Annotated in this window: 11 protein-coding genes and 1 tRNA gene; 10 read left to right on the top strand and 2 right to left on the bottom strand. The window is 53.5% G+C overall.

The annotated features are described in order from the left end of the window. Positions 1-8: 8 nt before the first annotated feature. From EGT51_RS07725 to EGT51_RS07710, 4 genes are all read left to right on the top strand, one after another. Complete coding sequence (locus EGT51_RS07725) at positions 9-1349, top strand: DEAD/DEAH box helicase (protein WP_135368142.1); 1341 nt, start codon at positions 9-11, stop codon at positions 1347-1349. Positions 1350-1401: 52 nt separating this feature from the next. Then, a tRNA-Arg gene (locus EGT51_RS07720) sits at positions 1402-1474 on the top strand. A 528-nt stretch (positions 1475-2002) separates the two neighbouring features. After that, entirely contained in the window at positions 2003-2455 is a 453-nt protein-coding gene (locus EGT51_RS07715) for a universal stress protein (RefSeq protein ID WP_135368141.1), read from the top strand. Between the two features lie 161 nt (positions 2456-2616). Continuing rightward, positions 2617-3972: a gluconate:H+ symporter gene (locus tag EGT51_RS07710; RefSeq protein ID WP_135368140.1), complete on the top strand. Its 1356-nt coding sequence runs from the start codon at positions 2617-2619 to the stop codon at positions 3970-3972. Between the two features lie 464 nt (positions 3973-4436). On the opposite strand, the gene EGT51_RS07705 is transcribed toward EGT51_RS07710, so the two are convergent. Continuing rightward, positions 4437-5378 carry a glycosyltransferase family 2 protein gene (locus EGT51_RS07705; protein WP_135368139.1) on the bottom strand — a complete coding sequence of 314 codons (942 nt, stop codon included), beginning with the start codon at positions 5376-5378 and terminating at the stop codon, positions 4437-4439. 58 nt (positions 5379-5436) lie between these two features. On the opposite strand from EGT51_RS07705, the gene EGT51_RS07700 reads away from it, so the two are divergent. The 4 genes from EGT51_RS07700 (at position 5437) to EGT51_RS07685 (ending at position 8974) form a co-directional block, all read left to right on the top strand. Beyond that, complete coding sequence (locus tag EGT51_RS07700) at positions 5437-5634, top strand: hypothetical protein (protein ID WP_135368138.1); 198 nt, start codon at positions 5437-5439, stop codon at positions 5632-5634. Positions 5635-5739: 105 nt separating this feature from the next. Next, on the top strand, positions 5740-6873 hold the full coding sequence (gene wecB / locus EGT51_RS07695) for a non-hydrolyzing UDP-N-acetylglucosamine 2-epimerase (RefSeq protein WP_135368137.1): 1134 nt from the start codon (positions 5740-5742) through the stop codon (positions 6871-6873). Next, positions 6866-7717 (top strand): nuclease-related domain-containing protein, encoded by an 852-nt coding sequence (locus EGT51_RS07690; protein ID WP_135368136.1) that lies wholly within the window; start codon positions 6866-6868, stop codon positions 7715-7717. Before wecB ends, EGT51_RS07690 begins: the two co-directional genes overlap by 8 nt. A 333-nt stretch (positions 7718-8050) precedes the next feature. After that, on the top strand, positions 8051-8974 hold the full coding sequence (locus tag EGT51_RS07685) for a YihY/virulence factor BrkB family protein (RefSeq protein ID WP_135368135.1): 924 nt from the start codon (positions 8051-8053) through the stop codon (positions 8972-8974). 470 nt (positions 8975-9444) lie between these two features. Here EGT51_RS07685 and EGT51_RS07680 read toward each other — a convergent pair whose 3' ends face one another. Then, the gene (locus EGT51_RS07680) at positions 9445-9903 is read right to left on the bottom strand and encodes a flavodoxin (RefSeq protein WP_135368134.1); all 459 of its coding nucleotides are present in this window, start codon (positions 9901-9903) and stop codon (positions 9445-9447) included. A gap of 218 nt (positions 9904-10121) precedes the next feature. On the opposite strand from EGT51_RS07680, the gene recX reads away from it, so the two are divergent. Both recX and EGT51_RS07670 read left to right on the top strand, forming a co-directional pair. Then, entirely contained in the window at positions 10122-10925 is an 804-nt protein-coding gene (recX, locus tag EGT51_RS07675) for a recombination regulator RecX (protein WP_135368133.1), read from the top strand. 28 nt (positions 10926-10953) lie between these two features. Next, a complete protein-coding gene (locus EGT51_RS07670) occupies positions 10954-12138 on the top strand; it encodes a serine hydrolase domain-containing protein (RefSeq protein WP_135368132.1) in 1185 nt (394 codons plus the stop codon). Positions 12139-12439 lie beyond the last annotated feature (301 nt).

Raw genomic sequence — 12439 nt, 5'->3', positions numbered from 1 at the left:
GAAACAGCATGTTAAAACAATTTGAAAAACATTTTACAGAACTCGGTTACCAGGCACCAACCGCTATTCAAACGGCGGTGTACGATGCCATGGTCGGTGACCAAAACGTCTTGGGGTTGGCCCCGACTGGCTCCGGTAAGACCGTGGCCTTCACGCTGCCGGCCTTAGCCAATCTTCTCCCCGGCGATGGCACCCAGCTGATCGTATTGGAACCGTCCCAGGAGCTGGCCATTCAAACCAGTCGCGTCATGCGCGATTGGGGCAAGTTGTTGGATCTCAAGGTGGTCGCTTTGACCGGGGGTGCCAATGTCAAACGCCAAACCGAACGCCTGAAGAAGCGGCCGGAAATTGTGGTCGGCACCCCGGGGCGAGTCTTGAATCTGGTCAATGACCGCAAGCTCAAGTTACACTTGGTCTCCATGCTGATCGTCGATGAAGCCGATGACTTATTGACGGGCGACACGTTGGACACGGTGCGCGAGATTGCCCAGTCCACGCCGGCTGATGTTCAGTTGGGCTTCTTCTCCGCCACCGACACGCCGATTCTTCACGAGCTGGATAAATGGTTTGGCCAAACGGTCGAACGCATCGATGTTCGTGAGCAGGACAAGACGCAAGGGGTAGTGCGCCACGGCTTGCTGCAAGTGGGGATGAACAAGCGTGACCAGATGCTAAAACGGTTGCTGGCCATGCCTAATTTCCGGGCGCTGGTCTTCTTCAAGCAGTCCAGCACTTTGCGGAAGACGGCGACGCGCTTTTACCACGACCACGTGTCCGCAGCGGGCTTGACCAGTGACCTGCGGCAAGTCCAACGGGAAAAGGCACTTCAAGACTTCCGGCAGGGGCGGATCCGGTTGCTGCTAACGACGGACGTGGCGGCGCGGGGGTTGGATATTCCCAAGTTGCCGGCCGTCATCAACTATGACTTACCCGATAAGGTCAACGAATACGTCCACCGGGTCGGGCGGACCGGCCGGATGGGCGAACCAGGACAAGTGATCAGTCTCGGCGACGACCATGACCTGCGGGATTTGAAACGCCTGCTCAAGGACACGGACTATGACCTGGTGCCGCTTTACTTCAGTGGCCGTGAATTGACGACCGAACGGCCCACGGCGGCGACGGTCAAGGCCAACGAAACGGCTAAGGCGGTGCGCACGACGACCACCGCAACGACTAAGGCCCAACCGGCTGCTACGGCAGCGCCTAAGTCGGGGACCCAGGCGAGCGTCAAGGCAACGGCCAAGGCGGAGAAGCCGAACCCCAGCAAGAAAAAGAAGCACAAGAACCGCCACACTAAGAACAAGGGGATGCGCAAGAAGTGGCGGGACCGCGACGCGCAGAACTAGTCCTTTACAATTTTCGAGATCCGTGTGAGAATGATAAGCGGATCTTTTATTTGGCCCTATAGCACAACTGGATAGGGCACTCGCCTCCTAAGCGAATGATCCCGGTTCGAGTCCGGGTGGGGCCATTGACGTTAAATCGTAAACATCTGGAGTCGCTTTGAATCGTTGATTTGAAGCGACTTTTTTCGTGGTTAGAAAACGGACCGTGTCTGGTCAAAATGCAAATTCGAGTAAAGTTGGTGAAACCAGGGGCTTGCGTCTAGAGTGGGCTTGCTCTGGGAACCGACCTTCACGAAACTTTAAATGGCTGAAACTTGCGCCAAAAGGCAGCTCCGGTTCCGCTTAAACTTGATAACTGAAGGTTGAAAGTGAAATTAACGCGCTGATTACCGTAACAGTAGTGTTTTGACATCTAAAATTGATGAAACCAGGCGCCTGCGTCAGGCTAGGGTGGGGCCTGCTCTGGGGAACACCTCCAGCCTGAGGGGCGGTCTTCCGGTTCGCTTGAGAGCCTGGCCAAGTCCGCCAGTCTTAATGCTCGCCGGCTAATCGCTTTTGGGCCCACTCTCGCTTTTTTCATGCATTCACCTCCCCAATGGAATCGTTTTCGGCTATAATGAATGTGGTTACGAAAAAGTGAGGAGGAGTTTTCAATGGACAATGCTGGATCAATGAATCCGAAGAAATTTACCCGAATCTTAGTGGGGGTCGATGACTCACCGGATGCGCAATTGGCCTTTCGTTACGCGATGAACCGCGCCAAATTCGACAATGCCGAGTTGGTCATCTGTTCCGTCTTGGAATCGGACAACATGAACATTTACCAAGCGCTCAGCAAGGACTATGTGCACGGCCAACGGGCCGATTTGCAAAAGCATTTGGAAGCTTACGAGAACCTGGCACAACGCTTTGGGATTACCAAGGTCAAAATCATCATCGGTGAGGGCGACCCTGGTGAAACCATCGTCAAGCAGATCATCCCCGAAGTTGAGCCCGACCTGTTAGTCGTCGGCTCGTTGTCCAAGACCGGCGTGCGGAAATATTTTGGGAGTCAGGCAGCCTACATGGCGAAATATTCTCCAATTTCGGTAATGATTGTCAGATAGCGTTTTCACAGCTGTTTTCACAAGCAAACTGTAAATAATATTCAGATTGCCTCTTGCAAGTTGAAAAAATTTTTCATACAATGATTCTTATGCGACAAGATCGAATTTGGCTACGGCAGGCTGAATTCATCAGAATCGAGCATAAGAAAAGAGAGAGAAATATGCAGTTCGTGATTTTGTTATTGGGTATTTTACTTTTGCTCTTCTTGATCATTCGAGTAAAGTTAAACACCTTCGTTTCACTGATCGCTACGTCTATTTTGGTAGCGCTCGGTTTAGGCATGAACCCGGCAAATATTGCGGATTCCATTAAAAACGGTATCGGGAGCTCGATGGGCGAACTGATTATCGTTTTTGGATTCGGTGCCATGATTGGTCGGTTAGTGTCTGATGCCGGGGGTTCTTACCGAATCGCCCGGACGTTGATTAGAATTTTTGGGAAGAAACGACTCCAGGTTGCCATCGTGGTCGCGTCCTTCCTGATTGGGATTTCTCTGTTATTTGAAGTGGGGCTGGTCTTGGTTACGCCAATCGTCTTTGCGGTTGCGCTGGAAGCCGAAGTGCCATTCCTCTACTTGGGAATCTCAATGGCGGCCGCGTTGTCGGCGACACAAGGGTTCTTACCCCCACAACCATCACCAACCGCCGTTGCGACGGCTTTAGGTGCCAACGTTGGGGAAATGTTAATGGTCGGGATCATCGTGGCCATTCCCTGTGTGATCGTCGCTGGTCCAATTTGGACGCGTGTGATTCGCCGGTTTAATCCAGATTTATTTGTCATCAAGAGTTCCTTGCCTGCCTTCGGGGAAGTGAAGGAATTTGACTTGAAGGAAACGCCAGGCTTCGGTCTGTCCGTCTTCACGTCACTGTTCCCCGTAGTCTTCATGATTTTGGCAACGGTTTATCAAATGGTGGTCAACGGCGGAACGGCGCCGAAGAATCCGCATGGTCTGGATGCGGTCATCACGATGCTGGGGAATCCTGTCATCGCCATGGTCGTGGCCTTGCTGTTTGCCATTTGGTCCATGGGTTTCCATCGCGGTCGTTCGATGAAGGAAATCAGTGGGACGCTGGAAGACGCCATCAAGTCGATCGCCATGTTACTGATGGTGATTGCTGGGGGCTCAGCCTTCAAGCAAGTGCTGATCGACGGTGGGGTCGGTAAGGCTGTGCAACAATTGATGATGAACTCTACGTTCTCACCAATCCTGTTGGCTTGGCTGATTACCGTCATCCTACGGGTCTCCTTGGGTTCCGCCACGGTTTCCGGGATGACGGCCTCCGGGCTGATCACGCCATTGATGCATTCACTGGGCGCTGATCCGGTCATGATTGCCTTGGCTATTGGGGCCGGTTCTTTGGCCGCTTCTCACGTCAACGATGCCGGTTTCTGGATGTTCTCCGAGTACTTTGACTTGAGCGTTAAGCAAACGTTCCAAGTCTGGACGACACTGGAAACGGTTATCTCCGTGGTGGGGCTGTTGATGGTCTTACTGATGAACGCCATTATTCACTAATTTTTGAAATATGTGTGGCCCGTGCCCTTAGGGGAGGCGGGTCATTTTTGTGTTTGAAACTGGAAGTAGACTTGACAGGTTGACTGCCGGAAACGGCGGTGTTCCGACACCTAAAATAGGTGAAATCAGGCGCCTGCGTCAGGCTAGGGTGGGACCTGCTCTGGGAAACACCTCCAGCCTGAGGGGCGGTCTTCCGGCTCGCTTGAAAGCCTGGCAAAATTCGCCAGTCTCTCAAGTCGTCCCGCGCTGTGGGCTGAGAAGAAACCTCAGCCTACACCGCCGACCCAGCTGGCTCGACCCGTCCGCCCCAGCGTTCCAACCCATATTTGGCGAACGGTAGGCGGCCAGTTCGCAACATGAAGCGGTCAGTAACTAAACCCAATGCCGCGAGTCGCCCCAGGATGGGTCATGTTCTGGAGAATAGCAAAAAAAGACCTGGCAACACGTGCCAGGTCCCAGCAAACTTATTTTTCTTCCCGGACGATGTATTTCGGCCGGTGTTTTGTTTCCAGATAAATCTTATTGATGTACTGCCCGAGGATTCCCAGGCAGAACAATTGAATCCCACCGATGAACAGCAAGATGGCGACCAGAGATGGCCAGCCGGCGACGGCACCGCCAACGGTCAGTGCCCGGATGATGACGAACAGTAAACCAAAAATCGACAAGATAAAGGAAATACTGCCGACCCAGGTGGCTAATCGCAACGGGGCATTGGAGAAATCAATGATGCCTTCAATGGAGTAGGCAAACAGCTGGCGCAGATTCCAATGCGTGGTCCCGGCGGCCCGGGGCTGGCTTTCGTAGGTCAGATAGGTGGTCTTAAAGCCTACCCAACTGAAGATACCCTTGGAAAACCGGTTGAATTCGGGTAAAGAGAGCACGGTATCAACAAATTGGCGGGTCATCAATCGGTAATCACGCGCGTTCGGTTCGATGCGCACGTCCGAGATCTTATTGATGACGCGGTAAAAGCTGCTGGACAGAAAGGCCCGCAACTTACTTTGCCCGCGCCGTTCTTTTTGAATCGTGCCCACGCAGTCGTAACCGTCGTTTTCGATGAGCGCAAACATCTTGGGTAACAACTCCGGTGGATCTTGTAAATCGACATCCATAACGGCGACCACGTCCCCGGTCGTGGCTTGTAACCCCGCAGCCAGTGCGGATTCCTTCCCAAAATTCCGGGAGAACGACCGGTAATGGACGGTCTCGGGGTAACTTTGGTGGAGCTCCTTCATTTCCTTGAGGGTGTGGTCAGTCGACCCATCGTCTACGAAAATGTATTCCGGCGTGACCGTCGGCGTGGGGGTGTTCATTGCGTCGATCACCTTGCTAACAGTTCGGTAAAATAATGGAATTGACTCCTCCTCATTATAGCAAGGAACGACCAGACTAATCTTTTTCATGTTTAGACATTCCTTTCACACAACGATACTATCTTACCTCAAATATTTGGGGCTGACCATGACATTTGGCTTAAAAGTTGACGACAAGGATAAGTCAGCCACGGAAGGGTCAGGGCAAAGCGATGACATTGGGCTAATCCGGTGCCTAAATCAACTGGCGCCCACGTCTGGAGGAGCAATCCAGATGGCGCCGCTGCGTGCCAATCCCACCTTTGACGAACGGCAGGCGGCCAGTCAACGCCAGTGTCTACGGTAAGGTATGGCTACAGTGTAGCATTTACGCAGAAAAACGGGAATTAATAACATGGGCGGGTGGCATCTGCTATAATTGACCTAATCAACACCATTTGGAGGGAAAATAGTGACAAAACCAATCAAAGTCATGACGGTGTTTGGTACCCGTCCAGAAGCGATTAAAATGGCCCCAATTATCTTGGCCATGCAACAACGTCCCGCTGAGTTCACCCCAATCACAGTGGTGACCGCGCAGCACCGCGAGATGCTCGATCAGGTTCTTGAAATCTTTAAAATCACGCCTGATTACGATTTAAATATTATGCAACCCCGTCAGACGCTGAGCGACATCACCACTCGGGTCTTGACCAAGCTGGATACGGTCCTCGATGAGGCGCAGCCGGATATCGTGCTGGTCCACGGCGACACGACCACGACCTTTGCGGCCAGCATCAGTGCCTTTTACCATCAAACCATGCTGGGCCACGTGGAGGCTGGTTTGCGGACCTGGAACAAGTACTCACCGTATCCGGAAGAAATGAACCGGCAACTGACGGACATTTTGAGCGACCTGTACTTTGCGCCGACCGAACTATCGCGGCAAAATCTCTTGAAGCAGGCCCATCCTGACGACCACATCTCCGTGACCGGGAACACGGCCATCGACGCCTTGAAGCAAACGGTTGACGCCAACTACCATCACGCCGTCTTGGATCAGGTCAAACCGGGCCACCGCATGATCTTGATGACCATGCACCGGCGGGAGAATCAAGGCGCACCGATGCACGCGGTCTTCAAGGCCGTGCGTCAGGTGGTCGCTGACCATCCGGACATTGAACTGGTCTATCCCGTGCATTTGAGTCCGGTGGTTCAAGCCGCGGCTCGCGAGGAATTGAGTGGCATGGACCGAATTCACTTGATCGACCCACTGGATGTAGTTGATTTTCACAACCTGTCCGCCCGCAGTTATTTCATCATGACCGACTCGGGTGGGGTGCAAGAAGAGGCGCCTTCCCTAAACAAGCCGGTCTTGGTCCTACGAGACACCACGGAGCGGCCGGAAGGGGTCACGAACGGCACATTGAAGTTGGTCGGCACCGATCCTGCCAAGGTCACAGCAGCCATGGAAACGCTACTGACGGACCAGGCGGCGTACGACCAAATGGCGCAGGCCAAGAATCCTTACGGGGATGGGCACGCGTCAGAACGAATTTTAGCTGCCATTGAAGCAGCGATTAATGGGGGCAATGCGAATGGCTGAGACGGCATACGACCGGGCCGAAATTAAGACCACAGAACAATTATCAGAAATCATGCGCGACATTCATTTGGCCGCGCGCAAACACAACGAACGCTTCGATTATAAAATTTTGCGCAACGTGCATTTCGCCAACAAGGTCAAGAATCCGGTCACGCAGGAAATGAACGACGGGGACTCCTGGCGCGTCATGCAGATCGATAACCTGTTGGTCACGTCCTTTGGCGTCATCAACGTGGAAAGCAAGTATTGGCGGGGGATGATCTTCCATGACCTCTCCGAAGAAATCTTCTCGTCGAGTCTGGATGACTTTTCCGGCGTCAACCTGGGCAACCGAGAAAAGGACACGGCTAAGGCCCTGACCAACCGGCTGGACCGCTTTTTCTTGCCGAATTTATCGGAAGAAAATGAATCCCTGACGCAGGGGTACACCATGAGTCTGGAACAGGAGGGCCGCGGACAACGGTCCATCACGCTACACACGGGGATCAGTAACCCGGCCACGCAAGCGGAACTGTCCTCCAAGTTGCTGGTGCGTTACATCAACAGTGAAATCACGATGCACAAGCAATTGGAAAATAAAAACGATCGGATCATCGACTTCGTGAAGCCGTTAGTTTATTATAATTATTACGACCGTTATGACCGGAGCAATTCCTTAGTCGTGGGTAACAAGACCAAGCTCAACGCCCACGACGCTTACAACTGCACGGCGGTGGCCAATTACGAGGATTTAAAGACGTTCATCGAGTCCTTCCGCCAAGCCAAACGGGTCCGCTTCAGCCGCAAGACGCTGGAAAAGATGATTGGAACGCTCAAGTTCGCCGAGGATTACGGGTCATTTTAACGGTCCCTGCATTGAGGGGGTAAGAGCCACCGTACCGTGCATCCAATTCGAGATCGGTACGCGGTGGGCGACTATCGGCTACGGTTGTGGTGATCCGTTACAGGCCGCTTAGTTGACGCGGTGATCCGTGACGGGCTGTGTCAATCTGATTGGGCGGGACGACTTGAGAGACTAGCGAACTTTGCTAGGCTTTCAAGCGAGCCGAAAGACCGCTTCTCAGTCTGTAGGCGTTCCCCAAATCAGGCGGAACCCCTGGCAGTCGTAGGCGGCAGCGTTTACCACGTTGCCAACGGAACTAAATCAAATTAAACCAAAGAAGGGAGCCAACCGACCGTGACCACTCAGTGGCGTAAGCGGGGTGCGCAGCTCAAGCGTATCTACATGACCATTACCAAGCACTATACCATGGCCAACGTGTCCGACTCGGCCGTGGTCTTGGCGTATTATACCCTGCTGTCCTTGTTTCCAGCCCTACTGGTTCTGGCCAGTATTTTACCTTATTTGAACATCCAAACCAGTACGGTGCTGGACAGCATCGAGCCGATGGTCCCCGAGAGTATCTTTGACATGTTAGAGCCCATCATTCACTCCTTCCTGAATAATCGGAGTGGCGGCGTCTTATCCATCGGGGTTATCGTTTCCATCTGGTCGTCATCCCGGGCGGTCGCGGCGTTTCAGCGCACCGTCAACCGGGCTTATGGCGTGGCGAAGAATCAAAATGCCTTCGTCAACCGGGTGGTGGCCTTCATTTGGATGGTCGTGCTGATCGCGTTTCTGTTTGCACTAATGATCTTCTTCAGTTTCGGCCAAATCGTTTTGGAAAAATTAACGCCACTTTTGCATTTGCCCAACGCCATTCTAGCGTACGTGAATGCCTTGAAATGGCCACTGACGTTCTTCGTGGTCTTTGTGGTGCTGATGATTCTCTTTTATTTCGTGCCCAATGCCAAATTAAAATGGCGGTTCGTGTGGCCGGGAGCCCTGGTTGCCACGGTCGGCTGGTTACTGTTATCGCAAGCGTTCTCCATCTATGTGAAATACTTTGCCCACAACATTGACAGCTACAAAACCATTGGAACATTCATCTTCTTGATGTTTTGGCTAGACTTCACCGGCCTGATTCTGATGTTCGGGGCTGTCTTGAACGCGGCCATCCAGGAGCTGATTGTCGGCGCCATCGAGGAACAAAAGGCACTAGCGATTCCCAATCTCTTGAAGTATCGCAAGTATCGCTTAAAAAATAAATCCCCTAAGTAAGCCGATTGGGCCGAAGGTGGGGTGAACGCAAAAACAGACCAGACGACAAATTCGCCTGGTCTGTTTTGTTATGGTGTTATTGTTTTTGAGGAGGGCTTATCAGATGCGCTGGCAGGATTAAGACGTTGACGCCATAATCCTTTATGGACCCATGATTAGCGGTGAGAAAAACCAGCCACAGTTAACAACGCAGCCATCCAACCACAGGTCACGCGGCCCTTAACTAGCGCTGCTGACAAGCATTATCGTAGCCGAAAGTTCGCTAGAGATGAGTTCAGCTGTGGGAGTTCCCTTAGCGGCGCGGTCCATGGCGCTTAGGGAACTGGCAAGTTGGAGACGCGCTCTATCGGCTCCAACTTGAGTGTCGAGACCGCCCTGTGGCTCGACGCGGCGCCCTCAGCGTTCCAACTCATCTCTAGCGAACGGTAAGGCGGACAGCAAAACGCAAACCCCCGTCAGCCAGCCCTCAGTTAAGCGTGCGCCTGATGGTAGGTGTCGACGAGTTGTTGGGCCATGGCGTCCAGCTGGTCGATGGCCGCTTGGTCGGGGGCTAGGTTGATTTTGACCGGTGCCGCACCCCGGGTCGCGCCCGTTTGCTGGAAGGTAGTTTCGAAATGATCGACGGTGGTGTTGTAGTATTCGCCGTAGAAGGTGTCGCCGGACCCGGCCACGCCATAGACTTTGCCGGTGAGATCTAAGTCTTGCAAGTCCTCGTAAAAGTCCATGCCTTCATCGGGCAGCGAGCCCTCGTCGTAGGTGTAAGCGCAGACCACACAGATGTCGACGTTTTCGAATTCGGCGGCGTCGGTCTGTGAGATTTCCGTTTCCTTGACCTGACAACCGAGGTCCTCTAATTTTTCCGTGACAATGTCGGCCACGTCTTCATTGTTGCCGGTGATAGTGGCAAAGACTACTTGTGCTGATACCATTTCGTTTCACTCCTTAGGTTAAACCCGTGTTTGTCGTTAATTATAGCAGGTTGCCGTGGCGGTGACTAGGAACGGTTGGGGGAAATAACCGTGTACCGCGCGAAAAGATGATTGACTAACAAATCTGGCACTCTGCTTCCCACACCCCCAGGAGAACTGGTAAAATGGTGCCAGACAGTTAAGGATGACTGGTATTTTGAACGAAGGATGTGACAGTAATGGCCGTCATTACCATGATTGAGGCCCAGAAGAAAAATAGCGGCCGTTATAACGTATACGTTGACGGCGCTTATGCGTTTCCCGTCAGTGAGAGTGTGCTGATTGACTTTCGCCTGTACAAGGGCATGGAGGTCACCAAGGAACTGGAGAGCCAGCTGGTGGACGCAGACAATGTTGCCAAGGCGTACAACCGCGCGTTGGACTACCTGTCCAATCAGCTGCGGACCGAAAAGGAGATTCACGACAAGCTGGTCGAGCTGGAAATCCCAGAAGAAACGATTGACCTGACGTTTCAGAAATTGCGGGAGCTCAACCTGGTGGACGATGCCCACTACGCCGCCAGCTACGTGCGGACGATGATGCACACGGGAGATAAGGGCCCGCGGGTGATTCGCCAGCATTTGCGCCAAAAGGGTGTGGGGGAAAAGCTGATCGACGACGCGCTGGTGTTGTACACGCCAGAAGAACGCCTGACCGTGGGGACGGCCGTGGCGGAGAAATTGGCGAAGCGCTACCACCGCCAGGCCTTTGGGACCCAGCAGCAGAAGATTCGTCAAGGCTTGATTTCACGTGGGTTTAACAACGACGAGGCCGGGCAGATGATCGCCACATTGGACTTGACCCCTGACCTTGACCAGCAACACGACTTATTGGTCAAGCAGGGCGAGAAGCTGTGGCGGCGGTACCGCGCCTTGAGTCCGTCAGAGCGTAAATATAAGACCAAGCAGGCGTTGTATCGCAAGGGGTTTCAGCTCGACGATATTAGTCAGTGGCTGGCTGATTTAGGGGAATCGGCCGAATAGCAACGCAAAAGAGTAAGGGGGAGTTGTCATGCGGAAACGGACGTTGGGTATTCTGGTGTCGTTGGGGATGGTCCTGGGTATTGGGGGCGGCTTGGCTTGGTGGTTTAACGGGCAAACACAGAGTCATGCGGAACCGGCCGCCACAAGCAGTTCGGTGGTGAAACCGAAGCCTAAACCCAAGTCCAAGGCCAAGAAGCCGGCCAAGAAAAAGACGGTCAAGCCCAAGGTGACCGCGGCGACGCGGCAGATCGACGCCATTTTACGCGCCAATCGCTTCGTAGGCACGGCGCTGGTGGTGCGTTCGGGCAAGACTATGTATGAGCAAGGCTTTGGCTACGCGCAGGCCAATGAGCAAAAGAAAAATGGTATCAACAGCGTTTATCAACTGGCGTCCGTGCAGAAGTCCTTTACGGCGGGACTGATCATGAAGTTGGCGGCGGCACAACGGCTGTCGCTGACGGACCCGTTGGCGAAGTACTATCCGCAGATCAAGGGGTCACAGCGCATCACCTTGCGTGACATGCTGGACATGAAGAGTGGGCTGACGTTGGAGGCCTTTCCGGACACCCTGCATTCGGAAGACGGGATGATCAAATTCATCTTGCACCACATCATCAGTCAGCCGGCCACCATTGGCAAATGGAACTACTCACCGGTCAACTTCATGTTGCTGGCGGGCATCATCCAACAGGTCACCGGGGAAAGCTACCGGCAGTACTTCACGGAAAACATCATTGAGCCGTGGGGCCTGCACCACACGGGCTTTGTCTTCAATATGGCCCACCGCAAGGCCTACTCGCAGGGGTATCAAAATAACAATGAGGCCGACGTGGGCACCAATTACGATTCGGAATATCCAGAATCGCGGGCGTCCATGCTCTACCAGTTCGGAACGGGCCAGGTCTACATGTCCGCCCACGACCTATATGTGGGTGAGCGCAACATGTTGTTAGGAAAATTGTATCCGCAAAGCGACGTCAACGTCTTACTGGCGCCGGGGTCCAATTCGATGTACGGCGGGGGCGCGTACGTTTACCCCGGGTACATTCGCGTGCACGGGTTGGCTTACGGGTATGAGGCAACGGCGCTGATCAGCAAGGATGGCCAAGACGCGGTGGTGCTTTTGACGAACTACTACCGGGCCAACCAGTTGGCACAAACGCCGGCTATTCAGATCTGGAACCTCCTCGAATCCGGCCAGCTCAAGAACTAGCACGCAGGCTTGCGCACAGTTTGCCTGCGGGGGCCAGGGATTCTGCCTGCTATGGGGACCGCCTCCAGCCTGAGGGGCGGTCTTCCGGCTCGCTTTGAAGCCTTGCTAAAAGCGCAAGTCTCCAAAGTCGTCCCAGGTTTTAAGGCCGAAAAATACCATTCGACCTAAGAACCTCGTCACAGCGGGCGCCATCCCTGGCCCCCTCCGGCGACGGTAGCGCAAACCAGCGGTGCAGGTACTTGGGTGGCAAGATGTCGATTTCGGTTAATTCATTTGTAGAAGTTTAAAAAAACACGCTCAG

It is taken from the genome of Levilactobacillus suantsaiihabitans (genome assembly GCF_004745505.1).
GTDB lineage: Bacteria > Bacillota > Bacilli > Lactobacillales > Lactobacillaceae > Levilactobacillus > Levilactobacillus suantsaiihabitans.
This window is presented reverse-complemented; position numbering and strand designations above follow the sequence as displayed.